Below are 23,377 nucleotides of genomic sequence, written 5' to 3' on the forward strand. Positions count from 1 at the left end.
TGATATGGGAATCGTTTTTTATTTTATTTCTTTCTTTTTGATTTAGATTTTGCTTTCTGCTGAGCTCTGTTCGCTCCAAACTTTTTAGGCGCCTTTCTTTTGGAAGGTCCCCCCCAGTTCTCTTTGGTGTTTTTGGCTTTCTTCTCGTGGAATGCTCCTCCTCCTTCATTCAGTTTTACCTGTGCAGGATTTTTCATCACGACTTCATCTTTTTCAGAAGCTATTTTGTTAGGATTGATCTTAACGCCTTCCGGGAATTCATTAAACTTCAACTCTTTATCCATTAACAGTTCAATATCAAGAATCAAAGGTTCTTCTTTTTTAGTAACAAAAACCAAAGCCTTTCCTTCTTTATCTGCTCTACCGGTTCTACCGATCCTGTGGATATATTGCTCAGGAATATCAGGTGTTTCGAAATTGATAACATGGGTAATATTTGAAATATCAAGCCCCCTTGCCATTACATCGGTGGTAATCAGACCTCTGATCTCTTCATTTTCGAACCTTTTCATCGCTTTTAATCTGTAGTTCTGCGATTTGTTCGAATGGATCACATCAAACTGTCCAGGGAAAAGCTCATCAATTTTGGTAAAGAGCAAATCGGCATGCTTCTTATTGTTGTTAAAAATCAATACCTTGGACATATCTGCATCATTCTTCAACAAATGTTCAAGCAAATTGATTTTGGTATTAAAGTTTTCAACCTTGTACCCGATCTGTTCAATTTTTTCAAGCGGCGTTCCTGATTTGGCCAATGAAATCTCTACCGGATTGGCAAAATACACATCCAGCATTTCATCTACCGCTTCTGTCATGGTTGCAGAGAAAAGGATATTCTGTCTCTTCTCTTTCATCATTTCAAAAATGTGGGTCAGCTGTGGTCTGAAACCTAAGTTAAGCATTTCATCAAACTCATCAATGATCAGCTTCTGAACTTCTTTCAGAGAAATAGCATTGTCTATGGAAAGATCCATCACTCTACCGGGTGTTCCTACCAGAATATCACAACCGTCATTGAACAGTAGTTTTTGGGTATTGATATTCTTTCCACCGTAAACTCCGATTACTCTTGCTGTAATATTTTCTGTCAGTTTCTCAAGAATTTCAGTTACCTGCACTACCAGTTCTCTTGTAGGAACAAGCACTAAAACAGTTGGATTTCCTGTTTTGCTGTATTTCCATGTTTTCAGAACGGGTAAAAGGTAAGCTAATGTTTTTCCGGTTCCGGTCTGTGCAATTCCCATTACATCTCTTCCTGAAAGAATAGGCTTTAAGCTCTTCTCCTGAATCGGGGTAGGTTCAAATAATTCCAGATCCGCTAAAACATCAAGAATTTTAACCGGCAGGTCAAAATCTGCAAAAGTGAGTTTTTCCATTTTGCAAAGATAGGTATTTAATTTTTTAGTATGGAAGCAGGAGGCCGAAGCAGGAAGATTATCAGCTGCCGTGTTTAAGTTTTTTGAATTTATGGGTGAAACAACTGATGATTATTCAAAGTCATTTCTTCCCTCTCCAGCATCCATCATCCAGCTATTTTACTCAATTCACCTTAACACTTTCACTGATAATTTTAATATCATCATCTATCCATTTGCTGGAAGTAACAATGACATAGCCTTTCTTTTTAGGATCTTTTTTAATAGGAAATTTATCTTCTTCCCATTGGTTACAATGAGTCGGAATAGACGGTAATAAAGGCTTCCAGCCTGTTTTACTGAAAGTATAAACATAGAACGGATGCCAGCAGCTGGTACACCAATTCGGATAAAATCCAATCTCTTCTTTCCCGTCACCATTAAGATCGCCTAAATTATACAGGCTCCCCTGGTTTGCAGGCGTAACCGTTATAGAAGGGATATTTTTATCGCTGAAATAAATAGTAGTTTCACATTTTCCTTCACATTCCTCGCCACAGTCACTGACTTCTGTATAGGCATATTCTCTGGTTCCGTTTCCGTCAAAATCTCCCTGAAGTTTTTCTTCATTTCCTTGTTGAGCTATACAAAGTGAGCTGAATAAGGTGATGGATGTTATAATAAGTGTTTTCATTGTTTTTGGTTTAAATACGGGGTATGGTATTCGAGTTACGGGTTTCGAGGTGCGGGATCAGGGTTTATACATTCTTCGGGTTCAAATTCAGCTTCTTTTTATTTTCTGGTTACCCTTAGCAGAAGGATAATGACTAAAAGAATTGAAAAAATAAAACCTAAAACTGCTACTAATGACAGCTCTCCTATTCTCGGGCCGGATTCCGAAGAAAAAACAATTGCCGTTGCAATGATATTGGCTCCCAGGATCATCGCCAGAATCAGATTCACCACACTGGATTTGATCAGTTGGTTGGTTTTTTCAATATTTTTAATCTCGCTGGAAACGGTAAATTTATTTTCATCCAGCTTTTGAAGAACAGAACGGAGTTCTTTCGGGATTTCATCTACGTTATCAGTAAAATTCATCATCCGGTCCATTCCTGTTTTTAAAAGGTTCTTCGGACTGATTTTTTTGGTGAAAATCTTTTTGGTATAGGGATGAAGGCTTTTAACAATATCGAGGTCCGGATTAATACTTCTGCCAACCCCCTCTATCAGGCTGATTCCTTTAAATAAAAGATAAAAATAATCCGGCATATAGAGCCTGTTGTCTTTCAGAATATCCTTCATCTTGTTGATGATTACCTGAACATTGATATCCTGTAATGACGAACTGTGAACAAAATTCAGAATATCTTCCACATCATTTTCAAACCGCCTTTCGTCAGGGATTTCATAGCTTATTGCCATTTTTTTGAGTGAACGGACTATTTTATGGGAATTTTTGGCCACAAAACTTACAATAAGATTTTCAAGAATTTCTTTATCATTCGGCTGAATTTTTCCTACTGCTCCAAAATCAATAAAAACGATTTTACCATCCTTTTTTACCAAAATATTTCCGGCATGGGGATCAGCATGAAAGAATCCGTAGTCCAGAATCTGTGATACAAACAACCTTAAGCCTGCTTCAGAAACTTTTACAGGATCAATATCATTTGCCAGAAGAACTGATTTATCGGTAACCTTTATTCCATCAATGAATTCCATACAAAGAATATTGTTGTTGGAAAATTCTTCGTAAACTTTAGGAACATAGGTTTCTTTATTATTTTTAAAATTAAGCCTGAACTGCTGGATATTGTTTTTTTCATTGATGAGGGAAACCTCCTCCAATAAAGATTTTTCAAACGTAGAAATGGCCTGCTTCAGATTCAGCTTTTCTCCGATTTCCGAATAGGCTGATATCAGTTTTTCAATGTCTTTGATCAGGAGCAGATCATCTTCAATAACAGACTGCACATTGGGCTTTCTTAATTTTAATATTATCGGACTGCCATCTAGCAAAACACCCTTATAAACCTGTGCAATGGAAGCTGTAGCCAAAGGCTCCTTCTGGATTTCAAGGAAATAATCCTTAACAGAAATATTGAATTCACTTTCCAGAGCTTCTTCAACATCCATATTTACCGTTTCCACTTTGTCCTGAAGTTTCTGCAGCTCCTGAATCAATTCAGGCGGTAACAGATCTTCCCGGTTACTGAATGTCTGACCGAGCTTCACAAAGGTAGGTCCCAGCTCTTCAAGAGCCAGCCTTATTCTTTCATAAACGGTTCCTTTTGAAATGATTTCATCCGAACTGCCCGAAGCTTCCTCCTGCTTATTTCCTCCGTTCATTCTCGCCAGAAGGTCTTTAAATCCATATTTACTTAATACGGAAATCAGTCTCGCGGATCTTTTCAGTTTTCTTTGCGGCTTGTCAAACATAGTGTATTAATAGTAGTTGCAATGTACTCCAAAAACTGTTCCTTTATGAAAGAATTATTATAACAATATTGCAGGATAAAAATTAAAAAATAATAACACATAATCAGTATTTTAAAGAAAAAAATACACCAATATCAATAAAAACATATCATATATTATAAAAATTAATATATTTACAACGTACAAATTAACAAACTAAAAGTATTAAAACATGAAAAATTTACGTAACAACAAACTTTCAAGAGAGCAATTAAAAGGAATCGCAGGAAGCGGTCTTAGTGGTATCATTATTCCAAACTGCTCTAACGAATGCTGTCCTACTGATGGAAGACCAAGATGCCCAAGACTGATTTGTCCAGCGGTAGTTTGTCCTCAGTACGTTTAATATATTTTAAAAATTTTAGGTAAAAATAAAAACAGAATGCAATTGCATTCTGTTTTGTTATTTAAGATAAGTTTCATAGAGATCTTTACGGCGGTCTTTCATTACCTGCACGGAACCGTTGTGGTGAAGATCTTTTAATAAATTTAAATCCACATCTACAATTAAAGTCATTTCTGTATTGGGAGTAGCCTCACCTTTTACTGCATTGGATGGGAAGGCAAAATCAGAAGGAGTAAATACGGCAGCCTGGCCGAACTGGATATCCATATTGTTTACTTTAGGAAGATTTCCTACACATCCGGCAATGGCAACATAACATTCATTTTCTATGGCTCTTGCAGCGGCACAGTGACGTACTCTCATATAGGCATTCTGAGTATCTGTCAGATAAGGAACAAACAGGATCTTCATCCCCTGATCGGCTAAAATTCTTGGTAACTCCGGGAATTCTACGTCATAGCAGATCACAAGCCCTATTTTACCACAATCGGTATCAAAGACTTTGATTTCATTTCCGCCTTTCATCCCGTAATATCTCTTTTCATTCGGGGTAATATGGATTTTTCTGTATTCATCCATACGTCCGTCACGGTGAAGAAGGTAGCTCACATTATACAGTTCATTGTTTTCAAAGACAGGCATGCTTCCGGAAATAATATTCACATTGTAGCTGATTGCCAGCTCAGAAATTTTATTCTTGATCTGTTCGGTAAGTTTCGCCAGCTCTATCATACTGTCTCTTTCCGAAAGATTGTTGAAAGGGGCCAGCAAAGGAGTGTTGAACAGTTCCGGGAACAGCACAAAATCTGATTTGTAATCCCCCATCACATTCACGAAGAATTCTACCTGCTCATAAAAGGCATCTATATCCTTAAAATGCCTCATCTGCCACTGTACCAACCCAAGACGGATAATGCTGTCCTGCATGGTATTCGGTCTTTTGCTGTAATAGATATTGTTCCATTGTAAAAGCACTGCATTTTCTCTGGAGGCTTCATCTTCCGGAAGGTATTTTTTCAGCACCCTGATCGGCAAAAAGTTGTTGGAAAGCTGGAAAGACAGTACCGGATCATAGATTTCCTTGTCTCTCACTTTCCGTATATATTCCCTGGGAGAAAGCTCGTGGCTGTATTTGTGATAGCTCGGAATTCTTCCGCCAAGGATAATGGATTTTAAGTTCAACTGTTCGCAAAGTTCTTTTCGTGCGTCATAAAGCCTTCTTCCCAACCGCAGCTCACGGAATTCAGGGTCTACGAAAACTTCAATTCCATACAGCACATTTCCTGTTGAAGAATGGGTATTGAAGGTATAATTCCCCGTAATATCGCTATAGGTATGATCATCCCCGAATTCTTCATAATTAACAATAATGGAAAGTGCTACAGCGGCCAGCTTCCCGTCAACTGTGATACAAATTTGTCCGTTAGGAAATATTTTCGTCAGTTTATCAATACTTTTTTTGGACCAGATAGACTCCGACATTTGCGGATAGGCCCTTTTCATCGTTTCCGCCAGTTCATCATAATCCTGAAGGGTCAGGTTTCTTGTTTCTATTTGCATTTGATGTAATTTTACTTAAATTTAAGGAAAATATTTTACTTCAACCCTTACAGAAAAGTACTTCCCCAACTATTTATACAAAATTTAACAGTGGATATCACCGAAATTTTACAAGCAGCAGTTCACTCAAATAATTACTGGAAACACTCTGATTTCAGGTCTGTAATTGAGACTCTTTCATACCATTATAGCACTGATATAGAAATGGAAACAGAAAAAATTGCTGTTCTAAATCTGGGAAATAAAACCATCGGATATATTTGTCTAAATTATCCTTTGATTTTTATAGAAAGTCTATATGCTTTACACGTAAAAAATATTCTGCATACATTTCATGATATAGAATACATTATTGTCGACACGCTATCTAATCCGTATTTGACTGTAAATTCTGATATTTATAATGCATATTTTGATTTTATGGAAAACCTGAATGCTTTTTCTGCTGAAGATTTTTATTTTTACAACGTAAATTAAAAAGAAAACAGTATTGATATTTTTATTAACTGATAAAACCCTACGCAGTAACCTTACTCATAAGTACCTCAATTATTTTTATTTTAAGAATTTTTTTATGCAGAATCATCGGTCAATATTTCCCATAATTTAAACTTGTTTTTAGCATCCGAAATAAAACCTCAGGAAGCAAAAAGTTTCATTTACTTTTATTTAATTGGAGCAACACTGTTAAATTATCTTATTTCCCATAAGCTTATATTATTCAAATTAATTTATTGCTTATTAATTGCTACCAATATTGTACTCATAGTTTTTTCATTAAAACAGTTGTAAAAAAATCCCACCCAAGCGGGCAGGATTTATATAGTAAATTCAAGTTAAAATTATTCCCACTCAATGGTTGCAGGCGGTTTGCTTGAAATATCGTAAGCAACTCTGTTGATTCCTCTTACTTCGTTGATGATTCTGCTTGAAACGGTATCCAGAAACTCGTAAGGAAGTCTGCTCCAGGTTGCCGTCATAAAGTCGATCGTATTGGCAGAACGAACTACAGCTGTGTATTCATACGTTCTTTCGTCACCCATTACTCCTACAGATTTTACAGGTAGAAGTACAACAAATGCCTGAGATACTTTTTCGTAAAGGTCATTTTTGTATAATTCTTCGATGAAGATATCATCTGCCTCCTGAAGGATTCTTACTTTCTCAGCATCTACAGCTCCCAACACTCTGATTCCTAATCCAGGACCCGGGAAAGGGTGTCTGTATACGAGGTGATGAGGAATTCCCAGTTCTTCACCTACTTTTCTTACTTCGTCTTTGAAAAGCTCTCTTAACGGCTCCAGTAATTCGAATTCCATATCTTCAGGAAGTCCTCCCACATTGTGGTGAGACTTGATCACTGCAGATGGTCCGTTTACAGACTGACTTTCAATAACGTCAGGATAAATGGTTCCCTGAGCTAAGAATTTAGCGCCTTCAATTTTGTGAGATTCTTCGTCAAATACGTGAATAAATTCATTTCCGATAATCTTTCTTTTGGCTTCAGGATCATTTACTCCAGCTAGTTTTGAAAGGAATCTTTCTTTGGCATCCACCATTTTAATGTTCATGTGGAAATGCTCTCCATACTGATCCATTACTTTTTTCCCTTCATCCTTTCTCAATAATCCTGTATCTACGAAGATGCAAGTCAGCTGATCACCGATCGCTTTGTGGATCAAAACAGCCGCTACAGAAGAGTCTACACCTCCTGAAAGTCCAAGGATTACTTTGTTGTCTCCTACTTTCTCACGGATTTCCTCAACTGTTTTTTCAATATAGTTGGTCAGTTTCCAGTTTTTCTCTGCGTTACAGATGCTGAAAACGAAATTTTCTAGCATCTTTGCCCCTTCTTCCGTATGGGAAACCTCCGGATGGAACTGAACGCAGAAGATTTTTTTGTCTTCATTGGAGATTGAAGCAATAACACCTGATTTTGCATTTAATTCAAAACCCGCAGGCAATTCTCCTACTTCGTCAAAGTGGCTCATCCAGACTACAGAATTCTGAGTTACTCCTTTTAACAGAGAACTTTCTTTAACGATATCAAGGTTTGCTTTTCCGTATTCTCCTTTTTCTCCTTTGTTTACTTTTCCTCCCAAAAGGTGGGCAGTCATCTGCATTCCGTAGCAGATTCCCAGTACGGGAACTCCCTGCTCATATAATTCTTTTTCAACCAGGTGGGCATTTTCTGCATTCACAGAGCTTGGTCCACCGGAAAGGATGATTCCTTTTGGCTGTTTTGCTAAAATATCTTGTAATGGTGTATTGTAAGGTAAGATCTCAGAGTATACCCCCATCTCACGGATTCTTCTTCCGATAAGCTGGTTGTACTGGGATCCGAAATCTAAAATAATAATACCGTTGTTCATTTTTGATAATTGATTTGTTTGAAAGATATCAGATTTCAGACATCAGATTTCAGATTTTAATCTGAAGGCTGGAATCTAACATCTGAACTCTTATTTCTAATATTAACTGTTTTACAAAAAAAGACTTGGAATGACTCCAAATCTTTTTTCGTGATTTTTATTAAAACTTTCCGATGTCTTCTCTGTAGAAGCCGTAATCGAAATGTACGTGAGCTGCGTCTTCATACACTTTTTTGCGGGCATCTTCGTAGGTCGCTCCTGTAGCCACAATGTTCAGTACTCTACCGCCATTGGAAACCACTTTGTCACCTTTGCTGATGGCACCTGCATATAATAGTTTACTATGCTTCAACTTATCTTCTCCTGTGATTTCGAAGCCTGTTTCGATGTTTCTCGGATATCCTCCTGAGCACATCACCAGACAAACAGCTTTTTCATCCTTGAATTTAAGCTCGATGTCTTTACCATCCATACAATCCTGGATCACATCTAAAAGATTGTTTTCCATAAGAGCCATCAATACCTGTGTTTCAGGATCTCCGAATCTCATGTTGTACTCAAGAAGGTAAGCTCCGTTTTTCGTTACCATCAATCCGAAGAAGATGATCCCTTTAAATCCGAAACCTTCAGCTTTCAGTCCTTTCACAGTAGGCTCTAAAATATTTTTCTCAAAATCTGCATAGTGTTCCTGAGTAAATTCCGGGCTTGGTGCTACTGACCCCATACCTCCTGTATTAGGTCCTGTATCTCCGTTTCCTGCTTTTTTATAGTCTTTTGCTGCTACACACGGAAATAGCTTTTCACCATTAGAGAAAGCAATAATAGACGCTTCAAAACCTTGTAAATATTCTTCAATAACTAAACGGATACCTGCATCTCCATAGATTCTTCTGATCATAAAATCATGAATCGTAGCTTCAGCTTCTTCAAGGGTATCACAAATAACAACACCTTTCCCGCCAGCTAAACCACTTGCTTTAACTACTAAAGGATACTGCTGTGTCTTTACATATTCTATCGCTTCGTTATATGAATCAAATACTACAGCTTTAGCTGTTTTGATATCATAGGTCTGCATAAATTTCTTAGAGAAAGCTTTACTTCCTTCAAGGCTTGCCACTTTCTGGGTAGGACCGAAAACTTTAAGATCGTGCTTTTTAAACTCGTCCTTGATACCAGCTACAAGCGGTGCCTCAGGACCTACGATCGTAAGATCAATCTTTTCTTTAATAGCGAAATCTCTAAGTTCTTTGATTTCTGATAAATGAACATTTTTCCCTATTACATCGGTAGTAGCATTCCCGTTGGCAAAAAACATTTTAGAAATTCTCGGGTCATTCTGAAGCTTTGCCGCTAAAGCAGATTCTCTACCGCCTTCACCTATGATTAATATTCTCATACTTTATTTATTATCTAGTCTTAATTTACAAATATATAATTTTGAATGCTAAAAATACAATCCCTGATTATTTTTTAATTCTATTTTAATTAGTGGAAAAAGTGTCTGACACCCGTAAACATCATCGGGATTTTGTGCTCATTGGCAGCTTCTATACTATCCTGATCTTTTACACTTCCACCTGGCTGAATAATCGCCTTGATACCTTCCTGAGCACAGAAATCTACCACATCACGGAAAGGGAAAAATGCATCTGAAGCCAGTACAAGATCTCCGGAGAATTTTTCTTTAGCTCTTTCGATAGCCTGCTGTGTTGCCCAGATTCTGTTTACCTGTCCGCCACCGATCCCGAATGCCTGAATTCCGTTGGAAACTACGATTGCATTTGACTTCACATATTTTACTACTCTCTGTGAGAAAAGTAATGCTTTTTTCTGCTCTTCTGTGGGCTGTACTTCAGTAACTACTTTAATATCGTCAGAGAAGTGGGTATCATTATCCTGTACCAGAATACCACCGTCTACCTTCACCCATGTCTGCTTATCAGAAACAGGGTTTACAATTCTGATGATTCTCAGGTTTTTCTTTTTTCTTAAAATTTCAAGAGCTTCTTCATCGAATTCAGGAGCCATCACAATCTCAAGGAATGTTTTGTTCAGCTCTTCAGCTGTTGCTGCATCAATTTTATAGTTCATTGCAACAATTCCGCCAAAGATGGAAACCGGATCACATTCGAATGTTTTCTGGTATGTTTCCAATGCTGAAGTCCCGATCGCCACCCCACACGGAGTAGAATGTTTTACAGCACAGCAAGCCATTTCTTCTTTGAATTCGTTTACTACCTTCCAGCAAAGGTCCATATCACGAAGGTTGTTGAAAGAAAGTTCTTTACCCCCCAGCTGTTCGAAGTCTTTCATCGCCCCGTTCTCGAAAGTAGAAACGTAGTAAGCTGCTGTCTGGTGAGGGTTTTCCCCGTATCTTAAGTCAGCAGCTTTTTTGTAAGAAGCATTTAAGTATGTAGGATATTCTTCATCTAAAAGCATTCTTGAAATCGCTGCATCATACGCAGAAGTAAGATTGAATACCTTTCCTGCAAGTTTTTTACGGGTTTCAATGTAAGTATCTCCGTTTTGCTCCATTTCAATTTTCACTGCTGCATAATCCTCAACATCAGTGATTACTGTTACAGAATCAAAGTTTTTAGCGGCAGAACGAAGCATTGACGGGCCGCCGATGTCGATAAACTCTACTTTCTCATGTAAAGAAATGTCTTTGTTTACATTTTCGAAGAAAGGGTAAAGGTTTACGATTACCATGTCAATCAGACCAATTCCGTGCTCCTGAACGGTTTTCATGTGCTCTTCGTTGTTACGAACAGCTAACAGTCCACCGTGAACTTTTGGGTGTAAAGTTTTCACTCTACCATCCAACATTTCAGGGAAATTGGTTACCTCATCAATCTGAATAGGATTTAAACCAGCGTCTTTCAAATGTTTGAACGTTCCTCCTGTGGAGATCAACTCATAATTCTGAGCTTCCAAAAACTGCGCGAATTCTATTAATCCACTTTTGTCAGAAACACTGATTAAAACTCTCTTTTTACTCATTTTACTTTCAATTTTTTACTTTTTACAGTTATTTCAAACTGTGTCCGGGTCTTTCACCTCCGGACTTACTTTTATTTTTTACTTAGATTTTTTGATAATGTAGCAATATATCAGTCTAGCAATGTAACAATACCTTCAACATTGGTAAAATTGGTACACTGGTACATTGTTATATTTATTAGTTTCCCAGAACCTTATTAATCGCTATCGGGAAAATTTCATATTCAATCTGATGAACTTTCTGAGCCAGTGTTTCAGGAGTATCATCTGCTGTTACTTGAAAAGATTTCTGAAGAATAGCTTCTCCTTCATCAATCCCTGGCGTTACAAAATGTACAGTCGCCCCACTCTCTACTTCTTTGGCTTCAATGACTGCATTGTGAACGTTCATTCCCCACATTCCTTTTCCTCCGAATTTCGGAAGCAAAGCGGGGTGAATATTGATTATTTTACCATTCCAGTTTTCACAGAATTCAGGCTTCAGAATGGATAAAAATCCTGCCAATACGATCAGATCCGTGTTTTGCGGGATTACTTTTGCCAATTCGCTGCTGAAATTCTTTCCTCTTGGGATGAGTATGTTTTCTATATTGTGATTCTTTGCTCTTTCCAATCCGAAACATTCTCTGTCAGCTACCACCAGAGTTACTTTTGCATTCTGGATTTCTCCTGAGTCAATAGTATCAAGGATTCTCTGCAGGTTGGTTCCTGAACCGGATACGAGTACAACGATGTTCTTCATTATTCAGATGTTAGATGTCAGATTAAAGATTACAGACTTACCGTCTGGTATCTAAGATCTGAAATCTGTTGTCATTTAAAATTTCAAATTGATTTTCTCTGCTCCTTCAGTGATTTCTCCTATTTCGTAAGCATCATCTAAAAGGTGTAATACTTTTTCAGCGTGTTCAGCGTCTACTACAACGATCATCCCAACTCCCATATTGAATGTTCCGTACATTTCCTCACGCGTTACTCCACCTCTTTTTTCAAGCTCAAGCATTACACTAGGAATTCTGATTTTTGAACCGTCGATAGATGCACAAAGACCTTCAGGAATAATTCTTGGAACGTTTTCATAAAGACCGCCTCCTGTAATGTGAGCAATTCCGCTTACTTTCACTTCTTCCAATACTTTATGAATATCTTTATAATATAGTCTTGTAGGAACTAAAAGGGTTTCATATAATGGTTTTCCTTCAAACTCTTCTTCAAAGTTCGGGAATACTTTTCTTACTAAAGAGAATCCGTTTGAGTGGAATCCTGAGCTTGGTAGTGCAATGATTTTATTACCTGCCTTAATGGTAGAACCATCAATAATCTGATCTTTTTCTACAATTCCTACACAGAACCCTGCCACATCATAATCTCCGGGCTGGTACATTCCCGGCATTTCAGCCGTTTCTCCACCGATCAGTGCACAGTTATTATCCTTACAGGCTTCCACCATTCCCAGAACAATTTCTGCAGCGATTTCTGAATCAAGCTTTCCGCAAGCCAGATAATCTAAGAAGAATAATGGTTTAGCACCATGGCAAAGAATATCGTTCGCACACATTGCAAAACAATCTACACCGATAGAATCATATTTTTGGGTATCTAAAGCTACTTTCAGCTTGGTTCCTACTCCATCTGTTCCTGATACAAGAACCGGGTTTTTGTATCCGCCGATTTCATAGAAAGCACCAAAACTTCCCAAGTGGTTCAGTACATTGGAATTGTGGGTTTCACCGACCGCTTTTTTGATCTTGTCAACCGTTTTGTATCCTTCTTCTTTGTCTACTCCTGCTGATTTGTAAGTGTTGCTCATGTCTGCTTAGATTTTTAGATTTCAGATCTCAGATCTCAGATTTCAGATGATACTTATCTTGTATCTGACATCTTGTGTCTTCTTATCTTTTAATATTTCAATTACTTTTATACTCAATTTTAGAAAACAAAAAAGCCGACAATCTTTTCAGATTATCGGCCGTTATTTTATCTCAGAATTTCAGAGTCCACAACTTTCCCTTTATGAGAAAAACATTGTTTATAGGAGGTCTGAATTTTCATCTCTTTTCTTTTTGCAAAAATAGTAATTTTAAATGAATATTCAAATTCTATTTTTCAAGGATGGTTTCAATAGCCGAAATCTTCTTAACTTTCTCTTTTAATTCATTGATTTTCTCTTCATTAGAAATTTTCTGAGTTTCTTTATCAAAGTTATCATTGAAGAAAGGAAGTGAAAAAGTATCCACCACATTTCCTCCGTGGAAAGGAAAACGTTTTGATGCAGCTTCCAAAACTCCTGCTCCGCCTCTGCCTCCCGGAGATGTAGACATCAATAGCATTGGCACTTCATTCCAAACCGTTCTGTCTTTGATTCTGGATACCCAGTCGAACACATTTTTGAATGCTGCAGAATACGTTCCGTTGTGTTCACCTAAAGAAACCAGTAATACATCGGCACCGTCAATTTTTGCTGCGAAATCATGAGCTTCCTGAGGAACACCGTTAGCCAGTTCTCTTTCATGTTTGTAGATAGGCATTTCGAAAGGATTTAAATCGATCACTTCTACTTCTGCATTTTCAAATAATGTTGATGCATAAGCTACCAACTGTTTGTTCATTGAAACTTCTGAGTTACTTCCTGCTATTGCTAAAATTTTCATATGTGAGGTTTATTTTTAAGATTACAAATTTAGTTTTTTATTTAAGATAAGACGGCAGTTCCATCGGTACTTCCATTAATAATACTTCAGTGTCTTCCACGGCTTCTATATTAAAGCTCTGAGTGTCCCAGATACCTAATCCGTCTCTTTCATTCAGAACACGGTCCCCTATTTTTGCACTTCCTTTCAGAACAAATGCATACACTCCGTTTCCTTTTTTGTTGAGCATATAATTTTTACCGTTTCCTTTTTTAAAGTTGGCCAGATTAAACCATGCATCCTGATGAATCCAGACTCCGTCATCATTTTTATTGGGAGATAAAATCTGCTGAAATCCGTTGATCTTTTCTCCTTCTTTAATACTTTTCTGATCATATCTTGGTTCAACATTAAGTTCTTTCGGGAAAACCCATATCTGGAGGAATTTTACTTCCTCATCTTTATTTTTATTGTACTCGCTGTGCATAACACCGGTTCCGGCGCTCATTACCTGGATTTCTCCTTTTCTGATCACCGCAGTAGTTCCCATGGAATCTTTATGTTCCAGGTCTCCTTCCAAAGGTATTGAAATAATTTCCATGTCCTTGTGCGGGTGTGTACCAAAACCCATTCCCTGAGAAACGGTGTCATCATTTAATACTCTTAAAACTCCAAAATGAGTTCTGTCTCTGTTTTGATAGTTGGCAAAACTGAATGTATGATAAGAATTTAACCATCCATGGTTGGCATGGCCTCTTGAGTCTGCTTTATGATATACTGTTTTCATTTCTGTGATTATTTATGATACAAATGTACGGCATGCAGGTGTTTAAATAGTTGATGTAGGTTAAGAAAGGAAATTTGGAGGTAAAAACAGCAAGAATGCGAAAAATAAAAGGGTTGTGAAAGCTAAAAAAATACACAAAGACGCGTTTTTTTCAGCTTTATAATGTTTTAAGGCGCGAGGAATTTATCTGCGATAAAATTTTATGCCCCATATTTTTTTCTAAAGATTGATGGATTGAACCCATTGTATGAATACGTGCAAACATCCGTGTTATCTGTGAAAACCTGCGGGAGATTATTAAGATCAAAAAACAAATAAGTATATGAAGGATAAATTTTAAGTTTTGGCTAAAGCCAATTGATGAATAATTAAGAAAAGCGGGCTAAAGCCCGCTCCTATTGATATTTAAAATTATTTAATTTTTAAAAATGTACCTGCTTGATTTCTTCTTCGATTTCCTTAGGGGTTTCATCTTCAGATTTAATAAAGATCATGGTAACTATAGCCCCAATGAGCATACAGACACCTCCTACTACCACATAATCCATGGCCTGCTTTCCAAAAATTCCGCTTACGACAGGACCTCCGAACAGACCATTGATGATCTGCGGAATCACAATAAAGAAGTTGAATATTCCCATATAAACGCCCATTTTTCTTTGTGGAATGACCTCAATAAGCATGGCATAAGGCATAGCCAAAATACTTGCCCAGGCAAAGCCTAATCCGATCATAGAGATCCATAAATTGTTGACATCTTTAATGAAATACATTGAAACCAGCCCCAACCCTCCACACAATAAAGCTAAAGCGTGTGTCTGCTTTTTACCAATAACTTTAGCAATTGGCGTCAATAAAAAGGCAAACGGAATTGCCCAGAGATTGTACATTCCAAAAAGTTTCCCGGTGAGATCTCCGGCATCATTAAATGCTTTGGAATGGGTATCTTCCGGAGAAAGACCAAAATGATGGGTGGCCAGTGCGCTGGTTGTAAAAACCCACATCGTAAATAAGGCAAACCATGAAAAGAACTGAACAATTCCCAGCTTTTTCATCTGCGGGGGGATTGCTGCAAAGTCTTTAAAAATATCTGAAAATTTAGATTCCTGTTTTTCTGCTTCTTTTCCATCTTCAAAATCAGCAAATTCCTGTGGAGAATATTCTCTGGTTGTGATGATGGTATACAGAATTGATATGATAAGCAATGCTGCACCGATGTAAAAGGAATAAATCACATTATCCGCGACAAATCCTGCCGGTGCTTCATTGGAAATCCCCATTCTTGTTAACCAATCCGGGAGATATGATCCTAACACCGCTCCGATTCCTATCAGAATGGTTTGCACTGAGAATCCTATTGTTCCCTGATGTTTCGGGAGCATATCTCCCACCAAAGCCCGGAAAGGCTCCATGGCAATATTCACCGAAGCATCCATCATGGCGAGAAATATTACGGCCAACAAAAGTGCATTGGCGGCAAACATCTGAGTAACAGAAGCTGCATTGGGAAGTAAAACCAATCCTATCGCACACAAGACAGCGCCAATCAGGAAATAGGGCTTTCTCCTACCCAGCGGACTCCATGTATTATCACCCATATGGCCGATAACAGGCTGAACAATGAGTCCTGTAATAGGAGCCACCAGCCAGAACCAGGATAATTCATGAACATCTGCTCCTAAGTTACCCAGAATACGGCTTGCATTTCCATTCTGTAATCCGAATGCCATCTGGATTCCCATAAATCCCATACTCATATTAATAATCTGGAGCATCGATAAGTCGGGTTTTATTCTTTTCCCTGCTGCTCCAGTATCATTTTTCCCCATCATTATTGCCATTATGATTTCAGTTTTTGAATTAATGCATCTTCAATAGGTGCTTTTTCTGTAACGACTTTATCTACTACGTCATTAGGAACCGTCACAGAAAGAACATATTGTTTTACCTTCCAGCTTCCGTTGATTTTCTCTACCACTCCGGAGCCTCTGCAGATCTTCATCTGGGTATCCAGTAATTCGTCAAACCACGCCAGTTTTCCATCTTTACTGAAATAAATATTTCTTTTAAGAGCTTTAAAGTTCCAGGTTTTCTTTTTGTCGAAGTAAGGTTTTGCCCAAACCATAAATGCTTTTTTATCCCAGATTTCGGTGGCATCTGTTCCGATGAAGGTCGATTCATCCGCAAACAGATTAAAATAGGCATTATAATCTGCCTTTGCCGCAGCTGCATTGAAGGTATCAAGCATGGTACTGATTTCCGATTTTTCTTTCTCAAATCCTGTTTTCGACTGTGCTGTAAGTAAAGAAAATCCCAGTAAAAAAAGGATCAGTGTATAAGCAGTCGTTAGTTTTTTCATATATAATAATTATTTTTCAAGTTCAATAATCAATGGAGTTTTTGCCGGAATGTTCATACTGTTTTGTAATGAAATCTCTTTTCCTGAAATAACGTCTTTTCCTTTTGTAAATCCGTTAAGTGATTCTGCAAACCTTTTCAAATCTAATGTCTGATCTTTTTTATTATTGATAACCACCATTACACTTTCTTTTTCATTGTATCGAAAATAAACAAAAACACCTTTCTGAGGAACATAATTTTTAGTTTTTCCACTATGAATTACCTCCTTACCTTTTCTCCAGTTCAATAATTTTTGAGTAAACCGTAAAAATTCTTTCTGTTTCTGAGTCAGAGTAGATGAATTGAAAGCATTCTGTTTATCTGACTTCCAGCCTCCAGGAAAATCTTTTCTTATATCTGCATCTCCTCTTTTTTTCTTATTTCCACGCATTCCTATTTCTGATCCGTAATAGATTTGTGGAATTCCTCTTACCGTTGAGATTAGTGCAAGTCCTATTTTGTAAGCTTCCGGACTCCCGTTAAAGATTTCATTCCATCTTTCGGTATCATGATTTTCAAAGAAGACCAAAGTATTATTGATATCCGGATACAGGAAATCGCTGGTAAAGGAGTCATAAATTCTGATCATCCCTTTATCCCAGCTTTCTTTTTCTTTAAGAGCTTTAGGCATATTTTCAAAGAGCATAAAATCCATCACCGATGGTAAGTTTGAATTATAATTTTCTATCGCTCCGATCTTTGAATTTTTCTGCCAGGCGGCAATCTGCGCAGCCGTATAAAGCCAGGTTTCTCCTACAATATTGAATTTCGGATATTCATCAGTAATTGCTTTAGCCCATTTTGCCATGGCTTCTTTATCATTGTAGGGATAAGTATCTACACGGAATCCTCCCAGTTCAGCATATTCGATCCACCAGATTGCATTTTGAATCAGGTATTTCAGGACCAGCGGATTTTTTTGATTGATATCAGGCATGGTCGTATCAAACCATCCGTCCAATGCATATTTTGTATCAATATCAGAGGCATTGGTATCAAACTGTGTGGTTGTTTTATAGTTGGAACGTTTAAATCCTTTTTCTCCTTCATCAAACCAGTGTATCCAGTCTTTGGAAGGCAGATCTTTGATCATCCAGTGTGATCCGCCCCAGTGATTGGTTACATAATCCATCACCAGCTTCATATTCCTTTTATTCAGCTCCTGGGATAATGTTTTATAATCTTCATTGGTTCCGTAGCGGCCATCAATTTTATACAGATCGGTTTGGGCATAGCCATGATAGGAGTATACTTTTTCGTTATCTTCATTCACAGGAGTAAGCCACACCGCTGTTGCACCCAGATTCTGAATATAATCAAGGTTGTTGATAATTCCGCGAAGATCTCCTCCATGTCTGCCATTGGGTAGGCTTCGGTTTGCCTTTTCAGTAAGTTCCGGTTTTGAATCATTCTTTTCATCGCCATTGGCAAAGCGGTCCGGCATGATCAGATACATGAAGTCTTTTGAAGTAAAAGACTCGCGGTTGGCAGATCCGGGATTCCTTTGTTTTAATTCATAGGTATATGATCCAAGATTCTTTTTATCTTTTTTAATATTGATAATAAACTTCGGGACGTTTATTTCATTGGTATCCACTGTAACAAAAACATAATTGGGATTATCCACTTTCCGGATGTCTTTGATCTGTACTCCATCTGAAAGCGCAATCTCGTGATTGGCTACTTCTTTCCCGTAAACAAGAATCTGAAGTTCAGGATTTTTCATCCCTTTCCACCAGAAAGCCGGCTCCACTCTTTCCAGATTTTTCTGGGAAAAAGCTAAAGAAGCTATCGAAAGGGCGAATGCTGCATATATTGTCTTCATATTAGTGTTCAATTTAGCATTAAATTTTCATATACACATTCAAAAATATGTAGGAAACCCTGTTTTTTGATCTTCAATCCTATGAAATGTCAAGATTAAACATCTTCATTTCGAATTCCACAAAGAATAATTAACTTTTTTACAAAAAATTCATATTTAAAATGAGTTTTAACTCCTTTTTATTTTTAGTTTTATAGAAAAAATGTTAGATTTCAGTAATATGTTCAAAACAGAGGGGCCGGATGTTGTTTACACCTGGACCATCCCTGTGTTTGCTGCTATTATTTTCATAGAAATGGCTTACAGCCACTTTAATAAGGAAAAAATCTATGAAACCAAAGATGTCGCAACAAACGTCCTGTTCGCCTTGCTTAATTACGGATTAGACATTATCATGAAAGGTTTTTCCTTATTCGTTATGATGTTTTTTTACCAGCACCGGCTTTTCGACTGGCAAGAGGGAATATGGTACTGGATTGCAGTATTCCTCGCCCAGGACTTTGCGTATTATGTTCATCATTATGTAGATCATCATTCCAGAGTTTTCTGGGCGGTACATATTACACATCATAATTCTGATTATTTCAACATCAGCACGGGATTCAGAAGTCCTGTCTTTCAGCCATTATACAGATATCTGTTTTTCTCTCCGTTAGCGTTTATGGGCTTTCATCCATGGCATATTCTGGTGGCTTATTCTTCCATACAGATTTATGGTACTTTTGTTCATACGCAATCCATTAAAAATATGGGATTTCTGGAATATATCCTTGTTACTCCGTCTCATCACAGGGTACATCATGCGTGTAATATCAAATATCTGGACCGTAATATGGGAATGGGCTTGATCATCTGGGATAAAATTTTCGGGACATTTGAAAAAGAAGATCCTGAAGTTCCTGTAAAATACGGTATTTATCCTAAAATGGAGTCAAAAGATCCGGCAACTACCTTATTCTATGAATGGCGGAGAATAGGAAAAGATCTCAGACAGCCGGGGATTTCTTTCAAAGATCGTATCAAGTACCTTTTTTATTCACCGGGATGGCGGCATGACGGAACCGGAAAAACGGTGAAACAGTATCAGAAAGAATATAAAGAAAAGAAAAAAGTTCAGATTCCGGTTCAGGTAAAAGAACAGTTATCCGCATCTGAGGAGCAATATCCCCAACTCATTCAACAGGCAGAGGATAAATAACTAAAAAATACCCCGGAACATTAAAAAATCAATGAACCGGGGCACCTTAGTGTATTTTAAAAATTATTTTACCGGCTTGATAGAAATTGCGAAACCGCCGCTTCTTGCCATTTTAAAATTAATTTTTGATTTACCTGTAATCTCTTTCTTGTAGATGTTATAGCTTTGAGGATTATCGATATAATCAGCGTCTTTTCCATCTTCATAGATTGTTGCTTCATATTTCTTTCCTTTATCCAGGAATGAGAAGTCTACTGTATAGTCACGTTTATTTTCATCGGTAATACCTCCCACAAACCAGTTTTCAGTACCTTTTGCTTTTCTTGCTGTCACCACATAATCACCAGGTTCAGCGGCCAGGATTTTTGTATCATCCCAATCTGCTGCCACATCCTTGATAAACTGGAATGCGTCCATATGTTTTTTGTAGTTCTCAGGAAGATCCGCAGCCATCTGAAGCGGCATATACATGGTTACATAAAGCGCCAGCTGTTTTACCAGTGTAGTTTTTACAAAACGGTTATCTCCGGGGAAGTAATAATCCAGCTTCGTCTGGAAAATTCCCGGTGTATAGTCCATAGAGCCTCCCATCCATCTTGTGAAAGGAAGAACCGTCTGGTGATCAGGCTTATTTCCTCCGAATGCTTCATACTCTGTTCCACGGGCTGCTTCTGCAGAAATATAGTTCGGATAGGTACGGCTTTCTCCTGTAGGACGTACAGATTCATGTGAGTTAACCATGATTTTATAGTCATTTGCTTTTTCAGCAATTCTATAATAATGATTAATGGTCCATTGAGAATAATGATGTTCTCCTCTAGGAATGATATCTCCTACGTATCCGGTTTTCACGGCGTCATATCCATATTTTTTCATTGTCTGGAACGCTTTGTCTGCCCATCTCTCATAGTTCGTTGCAGAACCTGAAGTTTCGTGGTGCATGATCAGCTTAATCCCTTTTGAATGGGCATATTCATTCAACATTTTGATATCAAAATCAGGGTAAGGTGTAATGAAATCGAAAACGAATTCTTTTGAATGTCCGAACCAGTCTTCCCAACCGATGTTCCAACCTTCGATCAGTAATCCCTGAAATCCGTTTTCTGCTGCAAAGTCAATATATTCCTTAACTTTAGTATTGTTGGCTGCATGTTTTCCGTTTGGAGTCAGCTTTGTAAAATCTGTTTTACCTAAATGAACATTTTCAGCAGTAGAATACGCCCACTGTGATTTTCCGATAATCATTTCCCACCAGACACCCATGTATTTTGTAGGATGAATGTAGGAAGTGTCGGTATATTTTGTAGGCTCATTAAGGTTAAAGATCATTTTGGAATCCATTACCTGCTCTGCTTTCGGCGCTACAATAATTGTTCTCCACGGAGTTACCGATGGGGTCTGAATATATCCTTTCGCTCCTTGTCTGTCAGCTGTTAAGTGGGTTTTGAATTTAAAATTCTGCGCATCTACTTCAAGATGAGAAGCCGGATAATCCAATACAGCTGCTTCAGCAACGTTGATATACAAAGGTTCTTTTCCTTCTTTTTTAAGCATCAACGGAGATTGAACTGCGTTTTTCACCAATGCCTGGGAGGCATTTGCATCATATGCTTTATCCCATTTTGCAGGAATCTCGGATACTTTTGTTTCCTGGTACTGATATTCCTGAGAGTCATAATCTGCCACGATCCACCATGCCTTCATATCGGTAGGAAAATCGATTTCAGAATCTTCTTCTCTGATCACAAAATAGTTAAGATTTTTTTGCTGCGGGAATTCATACCGGAATCCAAGCCCATCATTAAATAATCTGAACTTTACCACAATACTTCTGTCCGTAGAAGCCTGATTCAAGGTAACTGCCAGCTCATTATAATGGTTGATATAATTTTTCTTTTCCCCTAAAACCGGCTGCCAGGTTTCATTTTTGGAATCTCTTTTTTCATCTGTCTTTGCAAAACCGTTGTTCAGATCGTATTTTGCATCTTCTGGTTTGGCAATCTCAGAAGCGAATTTTATAGCTGTGTCTTTAAATAATCGCAATCCCAATTTAGAATCTTCAACCACTACCGCACCATTGTATTTCAGGTTGTAGTAAGGTATTCCTCCTTTCAGCTGGAAATTCATTTCGAACTTCCCATCCGGAGATTTTAAAGATTGGGCTTTCACACCTGTAAACATCATTGAGAGCAAAAGTGCTCCAACTGTAATTTTCTTCATAATGACTATTTATTAACTTAAAAAATAAAGTGCTGCGGTAAAGCAGCACTTTGCTTTATTTTTAGTTTAGTTTGATTTACAATTTAGTAACGGTTAATTTGTAGTATGCTGAATTGTGTAAATCCAGTTCAATTTTATAATTTCCTGCCTGCGAAACTTTATATGCAGGATCTCCTGTTACTGTATTCTCTGAACTTAAATAAGACTGAACAGCTGTTCCGGAAACCAAAGTCTGATCTGCATCTTTTGGCTGGAACTTCATTGCCCAATCATCATTGGCTCTGAATTTAAATACTCCGGTATTGGATAATGCAATTGAATTGATCACAAACGTTTTGGTTGCAGGATTGTATACAAAATCCGTATCCGATCCCCATCCCGTAGGTGTTGCATCCCCGATAACTCCGAAGTTTGCTAAAACTGAAGAATAGGTATTTGCAGCCCAATTTACCTTAATATAGTACGTTCCTGCAGCTGGCGCTTTTATATTATCTCCATCCGCTTTCAGTTTTCCTGTCTTGGTTCCATCATCACCTTTATTTCCCGGCCAGTCCTGGTTGATCGCAAATTTATATTTTCCATCCTCAGTACCAGCAACAGTATTGATCCAAATAAATCCTCTGTATTCGTCATTCTTTCCAGGAGAAAACAAATTCGGTGAGTTGGCCGGAGTCCAGTTTGCATAACCAGCTGCTCCAGCATAGCTACCAGGAACATTGATCTTAGGATATACCAAATCCGGATTTGGAGTATAAGGTGTTACTTTAAGCGCGATTACATTAGAGTAAAAAGCTGCTGATCCTACAGAGGTTTTCAATCTTACCTCGATATCGTTTACTACATCTGGAACTGCCCCGATAGAAAACATTGCGGCATTCATTGCTGCGTTAGTTACAACACCTGATGTCAAATCATTCGAAAAATCTATGACCGCACTTTTTTTGAAGCCATCACCTTTGATTCCGAATTCTACTTTTTGAGTAGGAACTACAGCAATATTGAAGGTGGGTTTGGTCCATGTAAAAGTGATTATGGCATCATTGGCATTAAGCTCATTAAGGATAACCGCGCTTTTATCAGCTGATATTTTACCTGCTGATGTTTCATTAATAACCGCCTGATCTTCATCTTTTTCACAGGAAAAAACTAGTAGTCCGGTAAAAACTAAGGCTAATATTTTGAACAAATTTTTCATTT

At 37.8% G+C, this 23,377-nt stretch carries 19 protein-coding genes; 3 read left to right on the top strand and 16 right to left on the bottom strand.

Going from position 1 to position 23,377, the window contains the following annotated elements:
• Positions 1 to 23: 23 nt before the first annotated feature.
• The 3 genes from ACR1PO_RS12175 to ACR1PO_RS12185 form a co-directional block, all read right to left on the bottom strand.
• Positions 24 to 1,376, bottom strand: coding sequence for a DEAD/DEAH box helicase (locus tag ACR1PO_RS12175; RefSeq protein ID WP_433986925.1), 1,353 nt, complete (start codon positions 1,374 to 1,376; stop codon positions 24 to 26).
• 163 nt (positions 1,377 to 1,539) lie between these two features.
• Entirely contained in the window at positions 1,540 to 2,049 is a 510-nt protein-coding gene (locus tag ACR1PO_RS12180; protein ID WP_433986926.1) for a hypothetical protein, read from the bottom strand.
• 98 nt (positions 2,050 to 2,147) lie between these two features.
• Positions 2,148 to 3,797 carry an ABC1 kinase family protein gene (locus ACR1PO_RS12185; RefSeq protein ID WP_433986927.1) on the bottom strand — a complete coding sequence of 550 codons (1,650 nt, stop codon included), beginning with the start codon at positions 3,795 to 3,797 and terminating at the stop codon, positions 2,148 to 2,150.
• Positions 3,798 to 4,008: 211 nt separating this feature from the next.
• Between ACR1PO_RS12185 and ACR1PO_RS12190 the strand changes: the two genes are divergently transcribed.
• The gene (locus ACR1PO_RS12190; protein WP_002980409.1) at positions 4,009 to 4,182 is read left to right on the top strand and encodes a hypothetical protein; all 174 of its coding nucleotides are present in this window, start codon (positions 4,009 to 4,011) and stop codon (positions 4,180 to 4,182) included.
• Between the two features lie 57 nt (positions 4,183 to 4,239).
• Here ACR1PO_RS12190 and ACR1PO_RS12195 read toward each other — a convergent pair whose 3' ends face one another.
• A complete protein-coding gene (locus ACR1PO_RS12195; RefSeq protein ID WP_433986928.1) occupies positions 4,240 to 5,742 on the bottom strand; it encodes a carbon-nitrogen hydrolase family protein in 1,503 nt (500 codons plus the stop codon).
• A gap of 90 nt (positions 5,743 to 5,832) precedes the next feature.
• Between ACR1PO_RS12195 and ACR1PO_RS12200 the strand changes: the two genes are divergently transcribed.
• Positions 5,833 to 6,219: a hypothetical protein gene (locus tag ACR1PO_RS12200; RefSeq protein ID WP_433986929.1), complete on the top strand. Its 387-nt coding sequence runs from the start codon at positions 5,833 to 5,835 to the stop codon at positions 6,217 to 6,219.
• A gap of 365 nt (positions 6,220 to 6,584) precedes the next feature.
• Here ACR1PO_RS12200 and guaA read toward each other — a convergent pair whose 3' ends face one another.
• The 10 genes from guaA to ACR1PO_RS12250 form a co-directional block, all read right to left on the bottom strand.
• Complete coding sequence (gene guaA, locus ACR1PO_RS12205; protein WP_332385516.1) at positions 6,585 to 8,114, bottom strand: glutamine-hydrolyzing GMP synthase; 1,530 nt, start codon at positions 8,112 to 8,114, stop codon at positions 6,585 to 6,587.
• A gap of 160 nt (positions 8,115 to 8,274) precedes the next feature.
• The gene (gene purD / locus ACR1PO_RS12210; protein WP_232723138.1) at positions 8,275 to 9,513 is read right to left on the bottom strand and encodes a phosphoribosylamine--glycine ligase; all 1,239 of its coding nucleotides are present in this window, start codon (positions 9,511 to 9,513) and stop codon (positions 8,275 to 8,277) included.
• Positions 9,514 to 9,602: 89 nt separating this feature from the next.
• Positions 9,603 to 11,120 (bottom strand): bifunctional phosphoribosylaminoimidazolecarboxamide formyltransferase/IMP cyclohydrolase, encoded by a 1,518-nt coding sequence (purH, locus tag ACR1PO_RS12215; protein ID WP_433986930.1) that lies wholly within the window; start codon positions 11,118 to 11,120, stop codon positions 9,603 to 9,605.
• A gap of 178 nt (positions 11,121 to 11,298) precedes the next feature.
• A complete protein-coding gene (gene purN / locus ACR1PO_RS12220) occupies positions 11,299 to 11,862 on the bottom strand; it encodes a phosphoribosylglycinamide formyltransferase (RefSeq protein WP_332385517.1) in 564 nt (187 codons plus the stop codon).
• Positions 11,863 to 11,937: 75 nt separating this feature from the next.
• Positions 11,938 to 12,930: a phosphoribosylformylglycinamidine cyclo-ligase gene (gene purM / locus ACR1PO_RS12225; protein WP_433986931.1), complete on the bottom strand. Its 993-nt coding sequence runs from the start codon at positions 12,928 to 12,930 to the stop codon at positions 11,938 to 11,940.
• Between the two features lie 289 nt (positions 12,931 to 13,219).
• On the bottom strand, positions 13,220 to 13,771 hold the full coding sequence (locus tag ACR1PO_RS12230; RefSeq protein WP_332385519.1) for an NADPH-dependent FMN reductase: 552 nt from the start codon (positions 13,769 to 13,771) through the stop codon (positions 13,220 to 13,222).
• 37 nt (positions 13,772 to 13,808) lie between these two features.
• Positions 13,809 to 14,537 carry a pirin family protein gene (locus ACR1PO_RS12235; protein ID WP_232723141.1) on the bottom strand — a complete coding sequence of 243 codons (729 nt, stop codon included), beginning with the start codon at positions 14,535 to 14,537 and terminating at the stop codon, positions 13,809 to 13,811.
• Between the two features lie 422 nt (positions 14,538 to 14,959).
• Entirely contained in the window at positions 14,960 to 16,378 is a 1,419-nt protein-coding gene (locus tag ACR1PO_RS12240) for an MFS transporter (RefSeq protein ID WP_433986932.1), read from the bottom strand.
• Positions 16,378 to 16,896, bottom strand: a complete 519-nt coding sequence (locus ACR1PO_RS12245) for a nuclear transport factor 2 family protein (protein ID WP_332385520.1) — start codon at positions 16,894 to 16,896, stop codon at positions 16,378 to 16,380. The genes ACR1PO_RS12240 and ACR1PO_RS12245 overlap by 1 nt, the downstream gene beginning before the upstream one ends.
• A 9-nt stretch (positions 16,897 to 16,905) precedes the next feature.
• Positions 16,906 to 18,762 carry a glycoside hydrolase family 13 protein gene (locus tag ACR1PO_RS12250; protein ID WP_433986933.1) on the bottom strand — a complete coding sequence of 619 codons (1,857 nt, stop codon included), beginning with the start codon at positions 18,760 to 18,762 and terminating at the stop codon, positions 16,906 to 16,908.
• Between the two features lie 202 nt (positions 18,763 to 18,964).
• On the opposite strand from ACR1PO_RS12250, the gene ACR1PO_RS12255 reads away from it, so the two are divergent.
• Entirely contained in the window at positions 18,965 to 19,960 is a 996-nt protein-coding gene (locus ACR1PO_RS12255) for a sterol desaturase family protein (RefSeq protein WP_433986934.1), read from the top strand.
• A 63-nt stretch (positions 19,961 to 20,023) separates the two neighbouring features.
• Here ACR1PO_RS12255 and ACR1PO_RS12260 read toward each other — a convergent pair whose 3' ends face one another.
• The gene (locus ACR1PO_RS12260; RefSeq protein ID WP_433986935.1) at positions 20,024 to 22,180 is read right to left on the bottom strand and encodes a glycoside hydrolase family 97 protein; all 2,157 of its coding nucleotides are present in this window, start codon (positions 22,178 to 22,180) and stop codon (positions 20,024 to 20,026) included.
• A gap of 76 nt (positions 22,181 to 22,256) precedes the next feature.
• Positions 22,257 to 23,375 carry a SusE domain-containing protein gene (locus ACR1PO_RS12265; RefSeq protein ID WP_433986936.1) on the bottom strand — a complete coding sequence of 373 codons (1,119 nt, stop codon included), beginning with the start codon at positions 23,373 to 23,375 and terminating at the stop codon, positions 22,257 to 22,259.
• Positions 23,376 to 23,377 lie beyond the last annotated feature (2 nt).

The organism is Chryseobacterium amylolyticum (assembly GCF_051011775.1).
GTDB lineage: Bacteria > Bacteroidota > Bacteroidia > Flavobacteriales > Weeksellaceae > Chryseobacterium.

What these genes read in the sequence shown, in the direction of transcription:
- ACR1PO_RS12175 (WP_433986925.1), bottom strand. Translation starts at nt 1,376, where the DNA reads ATGGAAAAACTCACTTTTGCAGATTTTGACCTGCCGGTTAAAATTCTT.
- ACR1PO_RS12180 (WP_433986926.1), bottom strand. Translation starts at nt 2,049, where the DNA reads ATGAAAACACTTATTATAACATCCATCACCTTATTCAGCTCACTTTGT.
- ACR1PO_RS12185 (WP_433986927.1), bottom strand. Translation starts at nt 3,797, where the DNA reads ATGTTTGACAAGCCGCAAAGAAAACTGAAAAGATCCGCGAGACTGATT.
- ACR1PO_RS12190 (WP_002980409.1), top strand. Translation starts at nt 4,009, where the DNA reads ATGAAAAATTTACGTAACAACAAACTTTCAAGAGAGCAATTAAAAGGA.
- ACR1PO_RS12195 (WP_433986928.1), bottom strand. Translation starts at nt 5,742, where the DNA reads ATGCAAATAGAAACAAGAAACCTGACCCTTCAGGATTATGATGAACTG.
- guaA (WP_332385516.1), bottom strand. Translation starts at nt 8,114, where the DNA reads ATGAACAACGGTATTATTATTTTAGATTTCGGATCCCAGTACAACCAG.
- purD (WP_232723138.1), bottom strand. Translation starts at nt 9,513, where the DNA reads ATGAGAATATTAATCATAGGTGAAGGCGGTAGAGAATCTGCTTTAGCG.
- purH (WP_433986930.1), bottom strand. Translation starts at nt 11,120, where the DNA reads ATGAGTAAAAAGAGAGTTTTAATCAGTGTTTCTGACAAAAGTGGATTA.
- purN (WP_332385517.1), bottom strand. Translation starts at nt 11,862, where the DNA reads ATGAAGAACATCGTTGTACTCGTATCCGGTTCAGGAACCAACCTGCAG.
- purM (WP_433986931.1), bottom strand. Translation starts at nt 12,930, where the DNA reads ATGAGCAACACTTACAAATCAGCAGGAGTAGACAAAGAAGAAGGATAC.
- ACR1PO_RS12230 (WP_332385519.1), bottom strand. Translation starts at nt 13,771, where the DNA reads ATGAAAATTTTAGCAATAGCAGGAAGTAACTCAGAAGTTTCAATGAAC.
- ACR1PO_RS12235 (WP_232723141.1), bottom strand. Translation starts at nt 14,537, where the DNA reads ATGAAAACAGTATATCATAAAGCAGACTCAAGAGGCCATGCCAACCAT.
- ACR1PO_RS12240 (WP_433986932.1), bottom strand. Translation starts at nt 16,378, where the DNA reads ATGGCAATAATGATGGGGAAAAATGATACTGGAGCAGCAGGGAAAAGA.
- ACR1PO_RS12245 (WP_332385520.1), bottom strand. Translation starts at nt 16,896, where the DNA reads ATGAAAAAACTAACGACTGCTTATACACTGATCCTTTTTTTACTGGGA.
- ACR1PO_RS12250 (WP_433986933.1), bottom strand. Translation starts at nt 18,762, where the DNA reads ATGAAGACAATATATGCAGCATTCGCCCTTTCGATAGCTTCTTTAGCT.
- ACR1PO_RS12255 (WP_433986934.1), top strand. Translation starts at nt 18,965, where the DNA reads ATGTTAGATTTCAGTAATATGTTCAAAACAGAGGGGCCGGATGTTGTT.
- ACR1PO_RS12260 (WP_433986935.1), bottom strand. Translation starts at nt 22,180, where the DNA reads ATGAAGAAAATTACAGTTGGAGCACTTTTGCTCTCAATGATGTTTACA.
- ACR1PO_RS12265 (WP_433986936.1), bottom strand. Translation starts at nt 23,375, where the DNA reads ATGAAAAATTTGTTCAAAATATTAGCCTTAGTTTTTACCGGACTACTA.